The sequence below is a fragment of the Leisingera sp. SA215 genome (assembly GCF_055902035.1).
Map to the genome: position 1 here is coordinate 99,706 of NZ_JBVVXU010000002.1, position 18,590 is coordinate 118,295.

The 18,590-nt window shown below is 55.9% G+C and carries 14 protein-coding genes and 1 tRNA gene; 3 read left to right on the forward strand and 12 right to left on the reverse strand.

Annotated features, from left to right (window positions below):
* The first annotated feature begins 90 nt into the window (after positions 1 to 90).
* Positions 91 to 1,350, forward strand: a complete 1,260-nt coding sequence (locus tag AC0KW6_RS04975; protein WP_323783335.1) for a D-amino acid dehydrogenase — start codon at positions 91 to 93, stop codon at positions 1,348 to 1,350.
* Positions 1,351 to 1,607: 257 nt separating this feature from the next.
* A complete protein-coding gene (locus tag AC0KW6_RS04980) occupies positions 1,608 to 1,877 on the forward strand; it encodes a hypothetical protein (RefSeq protein ID WP_474034276.1) in 270 nt (89 codons plus the stop codon).
* A 416-nt stretch (positions 1,878 to 2,293) separates the two neighbouring features.
* Here the strand turns inward: AC0KW6_RS04980 and AC0KW6_RS04985 are convergent, their stop codons facing one another.
* The 8 genes from AC0KW6_RS04985 to AC0KW6_RS05020 all read right to left on the reverse strand — a co-directional run bounded on the left by AC0KW6_RS04985 (position 2,294) and on the right by AC0KW6_RS05020 (position 13,310).
* The gene (locus tag AC0KW6_RS04985; RefSeq protein ID WP_474034277.1) at positions 2,294 to 3,949 is read right to left on the reverse strand and encodes a GmrSD restriction endonuclease domain-containing protein; all 1,656 of its coding nucleotides are present in this window, start codon (positions 3,947 to 3,949) and stop codon (positions 2,294 to 2,296) included.
* 63 nt (positions 3,950 to 4,012) lie between these two features.
* Positions 4,013 to 4,648 carry a hypothetical protein gene (locus tag AC0KW6_RS04990; protein WP_474034278.1) on the reverse strand — a complete coding sequence of 212 codons (636 nt, stop codon included), beginning with the start codon at positions 4,646 to 4,648 and terminating at the stop codon, positions 4,013 to 4,015.
* Positions 4,645 to 6,135: a restriction endonuclease subunit S gene (locus tag AC0KW6_RS04995; protein ID WP_474034279.1), complete on the reverse strand. Its 1,491-nt coding sequence runs from the start codon at positions 6,133 to 6,135 to the stop codon at positions 4,645 to 4,647. The genes AC0KW6_RS04990 and AC0KW6_RS04995 overlap by 4 nt, the downstream gene beginning before the upstream one ends.
* Positions 6,132 to 7,586 (reverse strand): class I SAM-dependent DNA methyltransferase, encoded by a 1,455-nt coding sequence (locus AC0KW6_RS05000; RefSeq protein WP_474034280.1) that lies wholly within the window; start codon positions 7,584 to 7,586, stop codon positions 6,132 to 6,134. Before AC0KW6_RS05000 ends, AC0KW6_RS04995 begins: the two co-directional genes overlap by 4 nt.
* 46 nt (positions 7,587 to 7,632) lie before the next feature.
* Positions 7,633 to 10,983, reverse strand: coding sequence for a type I restriction-modification system endonuclease (hsdR, locus tag AC0KW6_RS05005; RefSeq protein ID WP_474034281.1), 3,351 nt, complete (start codon positions 10,981 to 10,983; stop codon positions 7,633 to 7,635).
* Positions 10,984 to 11,044: 61 nt separating this feature from the next.
* Positions 11,045 to 11,599: a recombinase family protein gene (locus AC0KW6_RS05010; protein ID WP_474034283.1), complete on the reverse strand. Its 555-nt coding sequence runs from the start codon at positions 11,597 to 11,599 to the stop codon at positions 11,045 to 11,047.
* Between the two features lie 110 nt (positions 11,600 to 11,709).
* Positions 11,710 to 12,240 carry a hypothetical protein gene (locus AC0KW6_RS05015; protein ID WP_474034284.1) on the reverse strand — a complete coding sequence of 177 codons (531 nt, stop codon included), beginning with the start codon at positions 12,238 to 12,240 and terminating at the stop codon, positions 11,710 to 11,712.
* A gap of 101 nt (positions 12,241 to 12,341) precedes the next feature.
* The gene (locus tag AC0KW6_RS05020) at positions 12,342 to 13,310 is read right to left on the reverse strand and encodes a hypothetical protein (protein WP_474034285.1); all 969 of its coding nucleotides are present in this window, start codon (positions 13,308 to 13,310) and stop codon (positions 12,342 to 12,344) included.
* Between the two features lie 335 nt (positions 13,311 to 13,645).
* On the opposite strand from AC0KW6_RS05020, the gene AC0KW6_RS05025 reads away from it, so the two are divergent.
* Positions 13,646 to 14,320, forward strand: coding sequence for a hypothetical protein (locus AC0KW6_RS05025; protein WP_474034286.1), 675 nt, complete (start codon positions 13,646 to 13,648; stop codon positions 14,318 to 14,320).
* Positions 14,321 to 14,522: 202 nt separating this feature from the next.
* Here AC0KW6_RS05025 and AC0KW6_RS05030 read toward each other — a convergent pair whose 3' ends face one another.
* The 4 genes from AC0KW6_RS05030 to AC0KW6_RS05045 all read right to left on the reverse strand — a co-directional run bounded on the left by AC0KW6_RS05030 (position 14,523) and on the right by AC0KW6_RS05045 (position 18,541).
* A complete protein-coding gene (locus tag AC0KW6_RS05030) occupies positions 14,523 to 15,389 on the reverse strand; it encodes an RNA polymerase sigma factor sigma-70 region 4 domain-containing protein (protein ID WP_474034288.1) in 867 nt (288 codons plus the stop codon).
* 66 nt (positions 15,390 to 15,455) lie between these two features.
* Positions 15,456 to 17,360, reverse strand: a complete 1,905-nt coding sequence (locus tag AC0KW6_RS05035; RefSeq protein ID WP_474034289.1) for a site-specific integrase — start codon at positions 17,358 to 17,360, stop codon at positions 15,456 to 15,458.
* A gap of 92 nt (positions 17,361 to 17,452) precedes the next feature.
* Positions 17,453 to 17,529, reverse strand: a tRNA-Met gene (locus AC0KW6_RS05040).
* A 199-nt stretch (positions 17,530 to 17,728) separates the two neighbouring features.
* On the reverse strand, positions 17,729 to 18,541 hold the full coding sequence (locus tag AC0KW6_RS05045) for a PaaX family transcriptional regulator C-terminal domain-containing protein (protein WP_474034290.1): 813 nt from the start codon (positions 18,539 to 18,541) through the stop codon (positions 17,729 to 17,731).
* Between the last annotated feature and the right edge of the window lie 49 nt (positions 18,542 to 18,590).

An 18,590-nucleotide genomic window follows, 5' to 3' on the forward strand; every position in this document is an offset into this window, starting at 1 on the left:
CCGTATTCCGGAGGGAAAAGGGGCAGCAGTAACATTCACTGCAGGTGTGGTGCCAATGGTGCCCGGCCCTGCGTTATAAGGGAAATTGTTATGAAAATCGTCGTTATGGGCGCCGGCGTCATCGGCATCACAACCGCTTACTACCTGGCCAAGCAAGGCGCGGAAGTCGTGGTGATCGACCGCCAGATGGGGCCGGGGCAGGAGACGAGCTATGCCAACGCGGGGCAGCTCAGTTATGGGATGACCTCGCCTTGGGCCGCCCCGGGCATTCCGCTGAAAGCCGTCAAATGGATGTTTATGAAACGCCGCCCGCTGTTTATCTGGCCGTTGATCAGCCCGGTGATGTGGAAATGGTGCGCGCAGATGCTGCGCAACTGCAACGCGGAAAGCTACCGCGTCAACAAGGGGCGCATGGTGCGGGTGTCCAGCTATTCGCGCGATGTCATGCCGGATCTGATCGCTGAGACGGGCATCGAGTACGACGGGCGGCAGCAGGGCACCTTGCAGCTTTTCCGCACGGCGAAACAGTTGAAAGCGTCGAAGGCCGATCAGGACGTTCTGGCGGAATACGGCTCTCCCTACGAAGTGCTGGACCGCGATGGCTGTATCGGCGCGGAGCCGGCGCTGGCCGAAGTGCGGAATAAATTCGTCGGCGGCCTGCGGCTGACTGCGGACCGCACCGGGGACTGCCGGATGTTCACCATCGCGCTGACCGAAAAATGCATCGCGATGGGGGTCGAGTTTCAATACGGCCAGGCGATCAGATCCATCGCGGTCGAGGACGGCAAGATCGCGGGCGTTGATACCGAGATTGCCGGGCGCATCTCGGGCGATGCCTATGTTTGCGCTATGGGCAGCTATGCCGCAGGCGTGCTGAACCCCATCGGGATCAAACTGCCGGTTTATCCCGTAAAAGGTTATTCCGTCACTTTGCCGGTGATAAACGATGCCTGCGCGCCGCAGTCCACGATAATGGACGAGACCCACAAGGTTGCGATCACACGGCTGGGCGACCGCATCCGCGTTGCAGGCCAAGCCGAGATTGCGGGCTATTCCAACCGTTTAGGGCCACATGCCACCAATACGGTCAAACATGTGATCTCCGATCTGTTCCCCAAGGGCGGGGATATCTCGCGCGCGGAAGGCTGGACCGGCCTGCGGCCCATGACGCCGGATGGAACACCGGTCTTGGGGCCGACACAGTATGAAAATCTGTTCCTCAACACCGGTCACGGAACATTGGGTTGGACGATGGCCTGCGGTTCAGGGCGTGCGGTCGCGGACACAGTGCTGGGCAGGGCGCCCGAAATCTCACTGGAGGGCCTTACTGCCGCGCGCTACCAAAAATAAGGCAGCATGCAGCGGCGGGCGGGTGCGGTGCGCTAGGCGCTTGAACATAGCAGGAGGCCGGAGGTGGCTGATGAGTGATGGAGTATTTCAGCCGGCGATCTTTGGGAGAGTATCCGGCCTTCTGTGAATGGGCAATTTGGCCCGCGCGTCCGAACGGCTCCGCCAACTTGATTGCGTGTTTGCAGTGAATGAAGCGCGGAGCACGAAGGTGCCAGCCGCGATGCCGCGCTGCAAGGCTTCGGCTTGCCGGCGAAATCATGTTTTTCACCGATTGGACGTTTCATCTGTTTGCCCCGGGCACGGCCGCTGCTGAAATTCTGCTTGCTGAATGCGGTGTGGCGGCCGGCCGGGAAACCATCGGCTTTCCTCAATCAGGTTTGAACAAGCGGGCAGCGCCGGGCCGGTTCATCCCAGTGCCTCAGCCCTGCTGCTGCCTGCACGGGTGTCAGGGCGTTGAGCGAGATGTGCGCGTCGATGCGGGCAAACAACGGCAAGCCAAATCCGAAAGCGCGCGATGTAGTGCGTGATCTGATTGCGGAGATTGTCATTTCCCTGCCAAAGAAGACGGTGTGCAAGTCGAGGTCAAGGGACGCTTGGGCGCCTTGGTCTCTAAACATTCCAAAAACTTGGGGAAAAGGTGGTAGCGGAGGAGGGATTTGAGGCTGCGATCCATAAGTCTCTGTATATATTGAGTTTTATTTTTAGGCAAGTGTACCCATGTGTACCACCCACTTGCGCGATTTTGCTTGCTAATCTCCAACCTATTACCTCGGCAGCGCCGGTTGTCAGCTCTTCCCAGCCCAAACGCGACGCTTGAGCTGGGCGCAATATCCAAAACACGCGGTTGGGGATAGAGGATTAGCGATAGGCTTCAGTTTCTCTTGCCGCCCTTGAAGAGATCGTCGCCCCAAATCTGACGCAGCGGGATTACAAATTGGAAACCTCAAACAACATCGCCGTTCACTAGCTTCCCAATTCTGCCATGTAGCAACTCAGCACGAGCTTCAAGGAATGCGGTGTAGTCGCCTAATACCAACTGGTCATAAGGCACCAAGTGGCTCTTCAAACGGCGACGTACATCTTCTTCGGTTGCCTTGGCGTCCTTTGCCCGTTCCTTAAGGTATTCGGCTGGCGTTTTGGCGCCGATCTTTCGATTTGTTTTCCAGGAGATAAGAGCACAATTCAGCGCTGTGTTGACCATCTGGTCGGAGTATTCCGGGCTGAGAAGAGCCTTTGGATACACATGGTGATACTCTCGCTTCCGAACGTTCTTGGCACTTACTTTCGCTCCGTCTGCGAAGTCGTAACCACCTGCGGATAGAGATACGACGGTGATAGCTCTGCCAAGTCGGTCTTTACGGCTTGGCCACCCGGCGCGCATAAGCTCCGCCACATCTGGAAGTGGGTTCAAGTCCTCATCAAAAAGTTCTGGCTGTTTTTTGTGTTTGGGGTTGGCGATTAGCTTTTTCAGGCGCCTGAAGTCGGCGAACGCACGGGTTGTTGCAGTCTTCAAGTACCTATCCGTGAAGCTCGCGCGCCAAATCGCCTTTCGGATAACTATGCGCGCCCAACCTTCTTCATCAGCACCATCTTCTGGAACCCCCGCCCAAAGTGCCGCTGAAAGGTAGGTGATCACTTCTGTAGGCAACAGCTTTTCGTTGAATATGCCCTCATCTCTCAGGAAATCGACGGATCTGGCAATTCCAGTGACAACATCTTCCCAGACATTGGCGAGTTTGCCTCCAAAGTCTTTGTCCAGGTAAGTGCGTTTCAGTGGTGGCTCATTATTCAACAGCGCACCTACGGCAAGCACGGTGTCCTCGAGTTTCCCATAATCCTTCGCCGCAGGAACTTTCTCATGCAGGTCATCAATCATGTCATGAAGCGAACCGCGTGCTGTGCGCTCAAGTTGCGCTACCACGATGTCAAAATCCTTAAGTGGCGTCGCTGACGTGTTCATGTTGATGAATACGTCTAAGGCAGTCTCTTGCTCTGTCGTAACAGGCAAAGAGAGGAATGGGATCATGTAGCCTGCAAGTCGTTGACGAAGCTTGCTGATAGTGCGGTCTGTTGCCCTGTCGACGTCGGCTTGCTCGGCCCAATTTTCCAACTTTTGCTCCCCCTCGGCACCAGGACAGAGGATAGAAACGGGAAACAGATTTTTTTTAAACGTAGCCTTTGGATCGTTCGCCCAAGCGGGCATCCGGTTCCCGAATTTGTTGTAGTATCGTTTGACGATCTGCACGTCCGGCACGTCCTCGTCCTCCAGCGACACGAAGACGGTGAACTCCTCGTACAGATCGTTGAGGGACTTCCACAATGCGGTCATGCGTTGCTGCCCATCAAGCAGGTTCAATTGCGGTAGGCCTGTGGGCTCAGGGGCGTTCGAGATAGGGCGGGAATGGAAGAGCTCCTTGTCTCCGACTTCGAGCACCAGCAAGGCACCAATCGGTAGGGAGGGTGACCGCAGGGTGTTTTCCAACACCCCTTCGATCTGGTTTGGCCTCCATGCCTCAAATCTTTGGAAACGGGGTAATGTGACTTGAGCCCCGCGGATCATTGCGAACCAATCTTCTACTGACTTTGAGCGTGCTTCCATAAAATCATCCTCACAATAAATCTGGCAATTTGGGTATTAAGTCTTTCAACTGAATTAGATCATTTAGCCTGAGCTGGTGAACTCCGGCTGCCCCTCGGGCCTATCGACAGGCAATACTTCAATCTCATTAAGTGGAATGACGGTATCGACGCGAAAGGCAAGTTGTGACAGCAGGGCGTTCGACGCTGGGTTTCCGGTTAGCATCTCAAAAGGGAAGACGCCTCCACCCTCACTTCGAATGGCAGACTGGGGCACCGGTGGTAGCTTTAAAACCACAGGCTTAGGTTCAAGTTTAAGGAAGTCTTTGATCTCAGAGTATGTCTGCAAGCCTTCGGAAATAGGGGCAATGCCCCGACGCTCCCCGACTTTGATGGCTGTCTCGACGAACGACAATAACTCTGGAGCCCGCTGGGCATAGGAGGAAGCTTTGCCGTATCCGCCTGCTGCATAGACGTCACCGTAGACAAAATTCATTCCGGCGGCCCCGCCTCTAACGGCGGCCTGGATCGGCAATAGTTCCATATAATCAGGGTCGGTGTAGTCTGTGTCGTCAAACTGGAGCAGTGGAAATGCCCAGCGGAGGAAATCCATCACGCGCCAATCGGCCATGACGTTTCGCCCGCCAAGGCCGTGCTTTTCGATTTGGGGTAGCAGGTGCTCTGAGGTTCCGTGCCAGAGCTGAAAGGGGAAAACAGTCACGACGCTACCTTCTTTTTTCGTCCGCGTTTGGGTTTGGGGACGTTGGCGCGGGCTTCACGGATGCGGGCGAGGAGGGCGCTGGCGGGTTCGTCGTTCGGGTCTTGGGGGACCAGCTCGCCCCGAAAGGCCTTGGCGAGGAGCTGCGCCTCTAGTCGTTCCAGTAAATCTGCCGCGCGGGTGGCCTCGGCCACCATCCGGTCAATCCGGGCGAAGGCGGCTTCGATCCGGCGGACGATTTCGGATTGTTCTTCAAAAGTCGCAAGGGGAATGGGAAACGCCTTGAATAGGGTCAGGTCAATGCGGAGCCTTGTCATGCCGAAGGCCAACTCCTTGACCACATTCAGCGCTATGGGAGAGTTGAAGAAGTGCATCAAGTATTTCGCCGATACTACGGATTGGTCGATGTTCATTTTCATAACGTCCGGCGTCACCATCGCGGTTCCGATCTCTTCGGGGTAAATGCATGCAACCCCTGGTGGGTCACCTAGTTTCGTTACCAAGAGCTCGCCACCAAATACCGAGTACGGTTGGTGAAGTTCCTTCCAGACGGTGGGGTCCATGAAACCGGGTTTGTGTGTTTTATACTCGCCTGCACCAACGTGGCGCAGGAAGATTATGGGAACGCCTGCATCACGGAAGTCCTTTGCTTTGAAGATGGTTCCAAAGGGCCCTGCGCATATCGCGTTGGAGCTGTCTTCAGCCAGTTGATAGTTTGGGGTCCACGCCCAACTTAGTGGTAGCTGAGCGAGTTTGAGTTCATCCAGGGCCGCCCGTTTGCCTTTCACCTTGAGCTTGCCAGTCTTTCGCGACATCGCAGCAGAGACCTCTGTTTTAGCGCTTGCGACATCGTTGTTTTCGCTGCGCCAATCCGCCGTCAGCTCGCCCCGGAAGGCGGCGGCGAGGGTGGCTTTTTTGGCGCGGATGGCGAGGGCTTGGACATGGGTCAGGTGATCTTTGGCGGCGCGGGTCCGGGCCGAGAGCTGGTCCAGCTTCTCCACAATCCGCCTCTGCTCCGCGAGGGGTGGGAGGGGGAACGGGAGTTGTTCTAGGTACGGTTTAGGCACACGTCTTTGACCAACTGCGCCGGTCATGTGTTTCGCAGCTTCATCGCGGAACGATTTCTGTCGCAGATATCGCCAGAGGTAGTCCGCAAGGATGCCCTCACTGGGGCGTAAGACGTGAAACTCGGTTGATCCGCAAGCAATGCCATTTTTGAGGTCACGCGCGATTGCAGACTTACCATTCTCCATGCAAGGCGTGATCTTGGCGAAGATGACGTCTCCATCAGCGAAGTGCGTAAAGCCTTTCCACGTCTCCGCTAGGGGGCGCTCCTTTGGTTCTGAGATAGTGCCAGAGTGCTCGTTCACGGCGGGCATTGGAACGAAGCTAATGACTTGATCGCGGTTCGTTTCGGGATCGTGTTTGGGATTGAACGTAACGAGATCGACCAAAGTCGATGCTTCCCACCCCTTTGGCAAGTCACTCATTCTGCAGCCACTTCGGTTGGCTCGGCGGAGGCGAGCTCCTCAGACAAGGCTTCGATCTCGCGCAGTGCCTCCGACAGATGCCCCATGATGGTTGCCGTGATCTCGGCGGGGTCGGTCAGCCCGTCCTCTGGGTCATCTTCTGCATCGCGCAGCCATGTGATGTCGAGGTTGTCGCCCCGCGCGGCAATCTCTTCGCGCGTGAAGCGGCGGAAGCGGCCTTGTTGCCCCTCGTCTTTGCGCTCGGACTTGCCATATGGATCATCGCCAAAGGCGGTTTCGAACGCGGCAAAATGCGCCTCGGTCAGCGGATTGGTCTTGCCGAATGACGGCATCTGCACGCGCATGTCGTAGACCCAAACGTCGGATGTGTTGCCGTCCTGCTCCTTGCCGCGCGTGAAAAAGATCACGTTGGTCTTCACCCCTTGGGCATAGAAAATCCCTGTGGGCAGGCGCAGGATCGTGTGCAGGTCACACCAATTCATCAGCATCCGCCGCAGGGCCTGACCGCGCCCGTCCTCGAACAACACGTTGTCGGGAACGACAATGGCCGCCCGCCCGCCGGGTTTCAGCTTGCGGATGCAATGTTCCACAAAGGGGAGCTGGTAGGAAGATACATTGTGGGTCTCGGTAAAATCATCGCGGGTGGGCTTGCCGCCTGCGGGGCCAAAGGGCGGGTTGGCGAGGATCAGGTTTGCGTCTTCGACACCAGCGCCATGCGGCGCGAGGGTCGAGGCAAGGTCGATCTTATCCGTGCCAACGCCATGCAGCGCGAGGTTCATCAGCAGCAGGCGATAGGTTCCGGGGACGTTTTCAACGCCTTGAATGGCGTGGTTGATCTGGAAGTCCTGATCCTTGGGATCCAGTTCGAAAAAGTCGTCGGTTGCCGCCCTGATGTAGCTGTCAGCGGCGATTAGGAAGCCGCCTGTGCCTGCTGCCGGGTCAGAGATGACCTCCCCCGGCTGAGGCTTCATCAGGCGTGTCATGGAGGCGATCAGAGGGCGCGGGGTGAAGTACTGGCCCGCGCCCCGCTTGGTCTCTTCTGCGTTCTTTTGCAGCAGCCCCTCGTAGAGGTCGCCAAAGCTGTCGCGCTCGTCGGTGAACCAGTGCAGCTCGTCAATGGCTGTGGTGAGTGCATCAAGGTTCTTGGGTTCACGAATGAAGGTATGCGCGTTCTCAAAGATGGCTTGAACGGTGCGGGATTTGGCTTCGGTCCCGATGTTCGCCAAGAGATCGCGATAGTGGTCAAGCTTGGGCTTGCCTTCCATCTTGACTAGCTCCCGCCAGCGGTACTTGCCGGGGATGGCCTCTCCGTCCTTGCCCTTCTCCTGCATCATCTTGAGAAACAGCAGGTAGGTGAGTTCCGTCACATACTGCTGATAGGTGATCCCATCCTTGCGCAGGATCGTGCAGAGCCGCCAAAGCTTGGCGACGATGTCATGGACGGCGTTCATTGTCTGTCTTCTTCCTCTGCCCTGCCGCATGGCTGCGTGTGGGTGGTTATGCGCTGGCCCAGATGGCGTCATTCAGGTCTTGTAGAACAGTTTCCAGATGGTTGTCGAATGCTTGATTGATGACGTCGAAGCCACCGTTCTGGGCGAAGGCACCTTCGTTCAGTAAGGCCGGATCACCGATGGGTTGTTCCTTGAGAGCACGTCCCAGGCGGCGTACCCATTGCCGCTGGGTCTTGGTCCAGTCGCGGGAGGCCTCGATCTTGGCCACAGCGTTGTCCACCCGAGTGGTATAGGGCACCAGCGGGTCGCCAATGGCTGCTTGCCTGATGAAACCAATGATGTGGGCTGCAATATCTGCGTTGCGTGTACGGCCATATGCAGAGCGCAACGCGGTTTCCGAGAAGCCATTCTCATCAAGTGTGTTGGCGATGTCCTTAAGCGCCTTGCGGGTCAGTTCGCGTGGGCGCTGGGTGGCCGCAATCAGGCCGGGAAGTTGGTTCATGTTCTCCCGGATGTAGCGCTCAAAGCTCTCGATGTAGTCTTCGGGCGTGAGGTTGTCGCCAAACACTTCCTCGATGCGGAGAAGTTCATCCTCATGATTAGAGATGAACTGCTTCGATCCGCCACCTTCGGAACGATCCTTCCGGTCGAGAACCTCGACCACACGAGGGGTATCGGTCAGGAAGGTCTCGATCTCCGCCGGATCAGACAGTTGCAGCCAGTCCATAAAGGTTTCGATGTCCTGACCCGCGACGCGTTCAAAATGCTCTGCGTTCTCAGGTGAGATACGTCGCGCTTTCAGTCGGGTACGCACGATGATCTGGTCGCACACAAAGCTCTTGTCGAGCGGGTCGCTGGCGTTCGTTAAGTCCTGTGCGAGCTGTGTGAATGTTATGTTGGGGTTAGCCACGACCGGACGCATATCCGTCATCGCCTGTAAGTTGGCGTAGAGGTCCACCGCATCGAAGATACGGAAGAACTCTTTGCCGATCTCGTCTGCTTTGCGCGTCGCACGGCCAATCATCTGGTCGTAAAGGATGCGGCTGTTGATCCGGCGTACGAAGACCAAGTCGGTGATCTTGGGGATGTCCACACCGGTTGTAAGCAGATCGACGGTCACGACATATTTGGGGCGGTCATCGTTTCGGAAACGGCGGATCACGTCAGAGGGTCGGTCGGCCTTCCCTGTGATTTTTTCCACCAGCCCTTTCGGTTGCGGCCCATACTCCTGCTCTAACGCACGCTGTAGCTCTTCAACCAATAGGTCGGCATGATCGTCGCGAGATGCGAAGATCAGCACCTTGCCGGGGCTGTCGGGTGGGACTTCCTCGGCGATGGTCTCACAGACAACGCGATTAAATGCGCGTGTGTGGACCCGTTTGTTGAACTGCTCGACCTCAAAGTCGATCTCGTCGGGTAACTCCGCCTGTTCGACCTCTCCCGTCTTCATGTCGATCAGATCAACGGTCTCACCGCCTTCGAAGTGAATGCCTGCTTCGTTCAATGCGGTTACGATCCGCTTGGGCGGCAGGTGGTCGATCAGGTGGCCATCAATCACAGCTTGGCGATAGCTGTAGCGGTACACGGGATGCCCAAAGATTTCGGATGTGTGCAGTGCGGGCGTGGCTGTCAGAGCGACCTTCGTGGCGTCAAAGAAGTCCAACACCTTGCGGTACTTGGAGAGGTAGTCTTCGGTGTTGCGGAACTCGATGTCTTCTTCGCGGAGTTCCGCATCCAGTGTATAGCCTCGGTGGGCTTCATCCACGATGATGCAATCGTACAGGCCGGGGGTTAGCTTTTCATCGTCGTCAGAAGCGTACATCATGCGCTTAACGAGAGACTGAACCGTGGCGATTTGCACCCTGTCTTCCCGTTCAGGCAGACGCTTGCCCAGCCCGGCGACATTGTAAGTCTCAGAGAACTTCAAAAGGCCCTCTAGCTCGGTGTTTTCGAACGCCTGAAAGGTCTGCTCGGCCAGCGTGCGCCTATCCACAAGGAACAAGATGCGGCGAAAGCGCTTGTGCTTAAGCAGCCGGTACATGAGCGCGATGCAGGTGCGGGTCTTACCCGTTCCCGTTGCCATCGCCACAAGGATGTCCCTCTGCCCTTCGCCGATTGCCTCCTCAATCGCTGTGATGGCTTCCTTCTGGTAGGGGCGAAGCCCGCCATAGTTGAACGGCTCATTGCGCAGGTCTTCGATTGACGATTGAGTTTCCTGCTCCAGCTTCGCCCGTATGTCGTCTGGGCTGAACCACTCGGGCAGGGGAACTGAGCGGTTTGTTTCCACCCTTGCATCCCAGAACCAGATACCTGACTTCTCTTTATACTGCTTTACGAAGCCGCGCCCATTCGTGGCGAACAAGAACGGTACTCGATAACTGTCGCCGGTATGGTCGTACGGCGCACCGTCAACCACGGCTTCAGGGTCAAGGCGCACATCCCGACCATAACGCATGGCTTGATTAAGCACGCCGGGCACATCGGTTCTGTCGTGCTTGGCCTCGACTAGACCAACGCAGCGTCCACCCAAGAACATTGCATAGTCCACCGGGCCAGACGAAGTCGGCCATTCTGCTATTGCGATGGCATGGGCCTGATCGGGGCGCGTCCCCTTAGAGTGACGTAGCCTCTGAGTGTCAGCTTCCCATCCAGCGTCCCGCAACTGGCTGTCGATCAGCGCACGAGTTTCGGCCTCGTTCAGTACAAGCGGCACATCCGCTGGGATCGGGTCACCTTGTGCGGCTTCTTGCACCGTGTTCAGCCGAGACAATAGCTCCGCATTGGTTTCCTCATGCTCAGCAGCGAGTGTTTCCCAGACCTCACGTTCCTCTTTGGCTTGAGCGGCCTTCTCCTCAGCCGACAGGCGGCGCTGGCCCTCCTCCTCGGCCTTTGCCTTCGCGCGTTCTGCGTCAGACAGCGCATCCATGTACTTCTGTTGCAGGTCGACGAGTTCGGACTGGATGTCTGCCTCGATCTCGCCTCGCGCTTTGGGCGGCACGAACTGCGGGGAAGTAAATGAACGATCACCCCAACGCCGATGAAACCAAACACCCAATGCAAAGGCGAACTGCAAAGCCCGCAAAGCATCCTCACGGGAGCCAGTGAATTCGTGGGTAGCGGTGTTACCCTTCTTTCTGATCAGGTGGAAGGCGTCGGAAACCTTCTTGTCCAATACGCCTTGCCTCAGCAGCGCGTTAAGCAACTCAATCTGAGTGCCGCGCACCGCTGAAACCATCTTGGCTTTGGCAGCAACATGGCTGGCAAGCAGCTCTCCAAACTGCCTGACCTTGATCAATGTCGTATTGGGATCATCAGCGAAGTTCGCTTCTGCGCTCCCTGCAAGCTGTCTGAGCTTTGGGTCATGAATGATCAGGAACTCAAAGTTCAATGACTTCATCAAAGGGTCTTCCCGCTAAATGCATCCGCTTAAACGATACGTGCACCGGGGTTCACGGTGCTTACTGTTTCAGCACACGGTAAAGGGTAGAGCGGCCCAATGAAAGTCGCTTTGCAATGTCAGGGATCTTGACACCTTGATCTTTTAGAACGCGGGCTTGCTCAATCTTTTCCACTGGCAAGGGCACCCGACCCCTGTATTTGCCTGCCGCCTTTGCTTTGGCGATGCCCTCGCGTTGGCGTTCCAACATCATCTCACGTTCAAATTGCGCCATCGCCGCGAACATTGTCAGCATGAGTTTGCCGCTCGGGGATTTGGTGTCCACCTCAGCGCCACCGAAATCAAGGATGCGGAGGGCTACGCCCTTGGCTTCCAGCTCATCAACGATCTTGAGCAGGTGCTGGGTGGAACGTGCAAGACGGTCCAGCTTAGTGACAACGAGGGTGTCTTTTCGCCGCACAAACTTCAGCACATTATCCAGCTCGGCGCGCTGGGCAACCGAGGAAACCTGTTCGCTGAACACCTCTTCGCACCCAGCTTGGATGAGATCACGTTTCTGGGCCTCAAACCCTGCGACCTGATCGGCGGTTGATGTACGTGCGTAGCCTACCTGCATGATGAATGTCCCAATAGCATCTAGAGATGAAGAGAAAGGCGTCTCTCTTTGTAAAATCACTTCATAGAGACAGGTTTCAGGCGGCGCGGTCTGTCTCTGATAACCCCGCCCTATAGAGAACCGGGAAGGGTTTGTGCCCGTGCGCTGGGCGGTTGCGTCCAGCCGATGTTGAACGCGTTGTCATTCTTGAACCGCTTAGGCTCTGTGCAGGGCAGGGAGGCCTTCAGATGGTCTGCAAACTCCTGCCAGCCCCCATAGACAGTTTGCCCCTCGTTGAAGGCGGGAACGACGATACAGGCTGAGGCACCTGCATTGCCGTCCGCATCGCGATGGTCCCATATATGTGCGGCGAAGTTCTTTTCGTTGCTTGCGCATTTGAGGCCCAGTCTGTGCCCCAGCGCATTCAGGCTGGCGGAGCGAAAGCCAGAGCGCACGATGATGGAGCCGAACTCAGACACGATGGGTTCCAGCACATTGGCGCACAGCCCGCGCCCCATCTGGATAGCCAGTTCAGCGTCATCGGGCATGTTGACGACGCCATACGCAGCGGCGATTTCAGAATGGAGGAACTGGCGGAAGGTGAAGTGCTTGGACAGCTTGACGCGTCCGAGCCTTTCCAGTTCCCAGAAGGTAGATTTCATATTGGGCCTCAAGGGGGTGGGTGCAAAGGGCGGCGTTGCTGCTGCGGTCCAATGCGCGCAGGCAATACCCTCCTTGCACCCGGGTTCATTTTCGAGCGGGATCAGTCAAACAGCTTGTCTATTGCTGCGTGATCAATCTGGCCTGTGAACTCGGCAAGATGCGCGCGCGGAGCTCCCGGGGCTTGGAAGGACTTCAGATTGCTAACGCTCGTGATGTGGCTAGATGTCAGCCCGTTGATCGGGGCGAGTGCCAGTTGCCCATTCTGAAGCCTGCCCACGACAAACACATCCCAACTGGAAGGGTTGGAGAACGACTGAAGAATGCAGCCCACAAGATGCTGGCCGTCAACGGCTTTGCGCCTGCATGTCACGGCGGCATACCTGCTGTTGTCAAAGTAAGATGATCTGCTGCCCTTGAGGTTCATCTCATAAAACGCCTTCAGGGCAGCGAGTGCTTCCTTCGCATCAGATCGAGAGGTCCCCGCTGCAAGCTCTGGTGTGACCACAGCCCAACCCTTGCTCCTTGCTCGACAGTAGGTGGGCCAAGAGGCATTCATAGTAAGGTTGTTTAGTTCCCATTCCATGATCCCAAGATCAGACGCGAGGTTCGTCGCTAGCTCCCGCTGTAACCCGTCATATCGCCCCGTGATTTCTTTGCGGACCTCTTCGCCGGGGTTAGTGTCCAGCTCGGCATCCCGTTGTTGGGATAGGGCGAACTGCTCTGCGGACATTTCACACCACTGCGCGATTACCTCGGCGTTGTCACGGAGCTGAGAGGCTGTCGTGGCAGTCTGCTCGTTAGAAGTGGGCGCGGGGGCCGTCGCCACCGAAGCTGTATTTACACGGCCTGCATCGGCATTGGCGCGCATGTCCTGATCGAGTTCAGCATCCATGAGATAGGTGCCGATCACGAGTGACGCGAAGGAGCCGAGGGTCATAAATGCGCTGTGCCTGACCTGCTTGCGAAATAGTTTGATGACTGCCCAGATAATGAGGATGGGGCTGAAGAGTATAAGTGCAATTGCGGTTCCCAAAGTGTCGTACTCCCAATGATCCAAAGAAACGGTCACCAGAGCGCCTCTGGTGACCGGGGAGTTCGTAAGCCGCCCGTAGACAGCCGCTACGGCCTTTAAGCCGAGGCTCTGGACATGCGCCGCAGCCTCCCCGACCATAAAGGCTGAGGAGGTGGCATTACGGCTGACACCAGCCGCTACGGGAGGGGTTACGACGCCCCGGGACCACGCCGTTTTACGCAGTCCTGGGAATATTTTACTCTTTGCTGGAGCCTAGCTCAAGGGGAATGACTGAGGATGCCAAGGGAGAACACTGCTTGGTTTTGCAAGAGGTTTATCACTTGACATCAAGTCGGAGAACGTAACGCTATGCGCCGCTGCAACAACCAATAATGAGGCTGGAATTGCCCAAGAACAGTGACTTCGAAGTTGTCTTTACGGATGGATGGAGCCAACAGGACTATGAAGAGTATGACGCGGAATGGAAGCAGCGGCATCTAGATAAGCATTTCTTTATGCATGCTTTGGCCCCATCATCGTTTCATTGGCATTTTCAGCAAGCCAGCGAGGCATTACAAAACGACTTGTACTTGCCAGGGCTGTCGGGGCTTTTGAACGGTATCGAAGCAAGTTTGCGAACTGTTTGCTGTCGTTTGCAGGGTGTTCCGCTGGAAGGTGATTTGGGGCGCGTAATGAGCAATGGCCTCCTAAAGCAAGCAAACGAATATGGAATGAGGATAGAAAAACTGTCATTTCCGGATGAGGAGGATTTTCTGGATACAATCCATCATACACGAAACCCGGTAGAGATCGTTCGTTTGAGGAATGACGTTTGCCACGGAAACTTCCAGGCTTACGTCTTAGACTTGCCTGACATTGGTGAGTTTTTCACTCCTGAATGTCTCCGGGAGGTCTCTGCGCATCTGCTTGAAATCAGCTATGAATGGACCTTAGAGATATCACGGTTTATGGTTGAGCAAGGATGGCGGGATCCTGGCAAGGTGATTGAGAAACCGCAAAATCCGCTAGGGATCTGGCTGCATCAGGGTACACATAGCGATACTTAGTTAGCATTGCGGCCATATATTAAGCGAATGGATCTTACGCGCCTCCGGCACCGATGACGGTCCTGAAGCCTCTAACGGGCGAAAAACACAAGGCATGGGTATAGAAAACGCGATATGGGTATGACATCAAAGACATTCGACACCCGTTTTCTGAAACAAAGTTGCGCGCTCGGATGAGGCCGTATGCTTCGTGAACCGAGGTTCATTCCGTATCATTCTCCCAATCGGGTCTGTAATGAAAATGTCCGGAAAGTGCGCGGTATTTCTCCAATTTTTCCAGGACGTCTCGCTTTCTCTTACGCCCTACCCACAGTTCCTTTAGGTTCTGAAATGAAAGGCTGGCGAGTGTAACATTGGGGAAATGCTCGACCAGATCGTCATACTCTTCGCTTGTCAGAGCACCTGCTTCATTCGCAATGGATGGTGACCGTAGGAGATCAATTCTCTTTTCTATCTCTTCGAGTTCTGGGCGAACGGTGTTTTCGAAGTAATCGAAGCGCGAAACCGAAGGCTGATCTTCGCAATAGTCCTCCTCCCATTCCAAGGAAGACTTCGGCCCAAGCCAGGGCCAACGCTCCTCCTGGATCACTACAGAGTAGTTTCGCGCATTCCTCTTCGAATTTTTTCTAGAGCGTTTGCGGGTCGTCCCGTGTATAACTTCAGAAAAAGGCCGCCCCGCTTTTATTCTGGATCTGACGGTCGAAATCGAAACATTGTAATTCTTTGCTATCTCAGCAGCCGTATATTCCTTGCCTTCATGTTCTATTTTCACGGTATTTGATCGATTGCGGGTCTGTGTGGTTTTGCTGGCCCAACGCACTTTTCCGGGCGCATATTCTGGATCTTCATTATTGATCCGATCAAGCGATGCGCTGGGGTAGGGCTTCGACCCTACAGCATATAGGAAGTCTGCAAACTTATCGAAGTCTGGATGCACCGCGATATCCTGCTTTTTCAGCTTCTTCTTCATGTTTGCCCAAGCATTATACTCGGATAGATATTTTTCCTTCAGCTCAGTGGCTGTGAGATTTTGGCAGTCGCGGATCAAATGGGCCGTTGTGATTTTCATTTTGTTCGCTTGGTTAAGTTATTTTGTTTAATAGGGAAATGAGCATGCAACTTGGAACAAAATTGATTACCTAGTGCTCTGAGTGTGCAAGTGGCTTAATTCCAGCCCTTCGTAGCTGGTTCGGCATAGCTCTTCATGAAGCCGTGACACCAAGTAACCATCGCCATACCGGGGATCCATTTTCTTATAATCCACCCAGCCCATGATCAGCTCGCGGAACTCTAGGCGGACATCCGCCCGCCGGAGGGCATCATTGAATGCGTTGCGAAAGCTGTGAAAGACCTTGCGACGTGGCACTGAAATGCCGGTCGGCTTTAAGAATGTGTGAAACCTTTTGGAGAACTGGTCGGACATCTTGGAGCCCCCCATACAAGGCATGTCTGGAAATAGCCACTCACGGTCAGACGCGGCAACGAAGTCAATGAAACCGATCTTGATCAGTTCGGGGTGGATAGGGACTTTGCGCACTGAGTTCTTTGCCTTGAGGCGCTTTATATATTCGCCGTCCTGATAGTCACTCCCGACAACCTTATCGTTCACGCTGATGAAGTGAATACCATCTGCTTCCTGAATGTCTGCGCGCTCAAGCTGCAAGATCTCCTGCATGCGCAGACCTGAGAATGCCGAGACCAACGGAACCCAGAACCGACTTCTGCGTGGGTGATTGTCGCCGGGTGTGTTGATGCCGTTTCCGTCGTCTTTGCAACCTGTATAAAGAGGCTGGCGAAAGATCACCTGAAGCTCTTCGATAGAGAACGGCTCATAGCCTTCTTCATGTTCTGCATAGCTCTTCACACGAGCGGGTTTCACCACCTTGACGCGCTGGGCGGGGTTTCTGGCGAGCCACTCCTTGTCGAGGGCGAACTCGAAGATTTCCCGGAGCACCGTTAGGTTCTTGTCGGCTTCGCTGTGGCGTTGCGCAGGTGCGCCTGTCTTGCGTGCATGTGCCTCAGCCGCCTTGCGCAGGCTGAGGTTTCGGTAGTGGCGTCTCGCATAGGGAGGGATCGTCACGAAGAGGTCGGCGATGTCTTGGCATTGCTCGCGTGTGATTTGTGTGATGGGGAATTTGCTGCCTACTTCTTCTTTGAGTGCGCGGCAAGCCGTGAGCAACTGTTCATAACGTGACCTGCCAACCTCCTGCTTTCGCCGTTCAAGGTAACTGGTCACGAGCTGATCAACCCGGATTTCCTTGTGCGGTTTGATTGTTGCGCCGGGCATGAGCGCAGGGGTGAAAGCTGGGTTGCGTAGTGTGGGATGTTGGCCCTCTTGGACGGCTTCCAATTTGCGGCGCGCCATTTCGAGATTGGCCTCCGCCAGCCTGTCGGACAACTTCTGAAAGCCAAGGCTGGCTTTGAGCTCCGCACTGACTTTTAAGCGCCGGTACTCTTTGATGGTGTTGCCACGCTGCCGTTGGAAAGCTTCTTCGTAGTCTTCCTGTTCGAGGAACTGATACTTGATAAGCTGTTGAAGAGCCTTGTGGTGAAAGGCTGTTTCAATAGCGCGGTCAGGGTATCTGAAGTCTCTGCCCTGATCACCGACATGAATGGCGTCTGCCTCTTCGTACTCTTCGGTGAGTTCGATCAGCACATCGCGTCGGTTATCGCTGGTCACGCCCTTTCGATAACCGCCACTGTTCTGCACGCCCTTCTCTAGCTCATGGAAGTAAGCGATAGCGATCTGGTCGATCTCGTGATCGGTTAGTTCCAAAGTGAACCCGGGTTCACTTTGCTTTGGAGAGGGAGAACTGACGCGTGTGCGCGAAAGCTGGCCTTCGTAGCGTTTGATTTCCGCATCGGTGCGGACGCCGAATGTCTTGGCACGCTCACATGCTTCGCGATGGCTAACCCCCGCGAGACGCTCGACCCATTGGGTCTTGCCAATCACGTCTCGTAGCTTCTCTGGGACCCTCCGGCGGAGCTTCCAGCCCTTGTTGTCTTTGCTGAGGTACTGCTGTCTAGGCATGTCTGTCATGCCCAATGTGTACCACCGTTGTGTACCACTGCTCAATCAAAAGCCCTTTGTAAGCAAGGCTTTTCCGCAATAACAACGCTTTAAGGAAAAGGTGGTAGCGGAGGAGGGACTTGAACCCCCGACACGCGGATTATGATTCCGCTGCTCTAACCAACTGAGCTACTCCGCCGCTCGCCGTGTGGACGCGATTTACGGAATGCTGCCTGTCGGGTCAAGCAGAAAAGCCGAAGAATTTCGGATTTCCCGGAATTTTGTTTAGGCTGCAAATTATGTTGATCTAAAATAAGTGCTTATGCCGGAGGAGATGCGCGTCTTAGGTCAGCAAGGCAAGCCGCGGGAGGAGGTGGCAAGCCAAGTCTGGCGAGCCTTTAGTCGATTGGAGCGTCCAGGGCAGCCAGTTCGGGCAGGGGCAGCTGGTCCAGCAGGCCAAACACCAGTGCGCGGCAAGTTTCACCTGCCCAGTCCGCCGGGTGAAAGCCGGCCGGTAAATCCGGATGGCGCAGAACGACACGGCGCCAGCGGTGTACGATCAAGGTGCGCAGAGTGCCGGTTTGAGCCGGGCTCAGCCGGGATGGCGGCGGTGTGATTTGTTCCAGATCCTGCTGTAATTCCTTACAGGCTTTACACAGTTGCAAAGGGAACAAGCGCGCCTTCAGCCAGCCTGGCACGGCGATGCTGCTGACCTCTGCAGCCATCAGGTCATCCAGAGTGTGCGGTATCGGCCCATGCCCCAGGGCAGTGGTCCGGTTCACGCTTACGTAGTTGGGCAGCAGCAGAACGTCGTCCAGGGTGGTTTGGCCGGAGCCGTCCTCGGCGATAAGCACATGCCAGTCGCCCGGCGCCGCGGCGCTGCGGCCGTAAATCCGGGGCGTCACTGCGGCGGATTGGTTGCGGCCGTATTCGGTTAGATAGTGGATTGACGCACGGCCAGCGCGGGCGCTTTCGATCCAGCCGTCCTTGCGCAGCCGGTGCAGGGCGACCCGGATTGCCTCGGGCTTGATTCCCATCGGGGTGATGATGCGTGTCAAGGCGCCGCCGCTGATCCGGGCGCCCTTTTCCTGGGCCAGATCGCCGAACAGCGACACAATCACCGACCAGACCCGCTGGTTCTGCGGGTCATTCAGTTGTTGGACGGTGGCGTCAAACCAGGGGTTCAGCTGTTCGTTCATAGGGATAAACATAGTCCGCCCGGACGGGTTAGACCAGTCCGGGCGGGGGCAGCGTTGCGGC

Bases quoted from the DNA above. Each gene is read 5' to 3' on its own strand.
- AC0KW6_RS05030 (WP_474034288.1), bottom strand. From the start codon at position 15,389: ATGAAAATCACAACGGCCCATTTGATCCGCGACTGCCAAAATCTCACA.
- AC0KW6_RS05010 (WP_474034283.1), bottom strand. From the start codon at position 11,599: ATGCAGGTAGGCTACGCACGTACATCAACCGCCGATCAGGTCGCAGGG.
- AC0KW6_RS05025 (WP_474034286.1), top strand. From the start codon at position 13,646: ATGAGGCTGGAATTGCCCAAGAACAGTGACTTCGAAGTTGTCTTTACG.
- AC0KW6_RS04975 (WP_323783335.1), top strand. From the start codon at position 91: ATGAAAATCGTCGTTATGGGCGCCGGCGTCATCGGCATCACAACCGCT.
- AC0KW6_RS04985 (WP_474034277.1), bottom strand. From the start codon at position 3,949: ATGGAAGCACGCTCAAAGTCAGTAGAAGATTGGTTCGCAATGATCCGC.
- hsdR (WP_474034281.1), bottom strand. From the start codon at position 10,983: ATGAAGTCATTGAACTTTGAGTTCCTGATCATTCATGACCCAAAGCTC.
- AC0KW6_RS05035 (WP_474034289.1), bottom strand. From the start codon at position 17,360: ATGACAGACATGCCTAGACAGCAGTACCTCAGCAAAGACAACAAGGGC.
- AC0KW6_RS05015 (WP_474034284.1), bottom strand. From the start codon at position 12,240: ATGAAATCTACCTTCTGGGAACTGGAAAGGCTCGGACGCGTCAAGCTG.
- AC0KW6_RS04995 (WP_474034279.1), bottom strand. From the start codon at position 6,135: ATGAGTGACTTGCCAAAGGGGTGGGAAGCATCGACTTTGGTCGATCTC.
- AC0KW6_RS05045 (WP_474034290.1), bottom strand. From the start codon at position 18,541: ATGTTTATCCCTATGAACGAACAGCTGAACCCCTGGTTTGACGCCACC.
- AC0KW6_RS04980 (WP_474034276.1), top strand. From the start codon at position 1,608: ATGTTTTTCACCGATTGGACGTTTCATCTGTTTGCCCCGGGCACGGCC.
- AC0KW6_RS05000 (WP_474034280.1), bottom strand. From the start codon at position 7,586: ATGAACGCCGTCCATGACATCGTCGCCAAGCTTTGGCGGCTCTGCACG.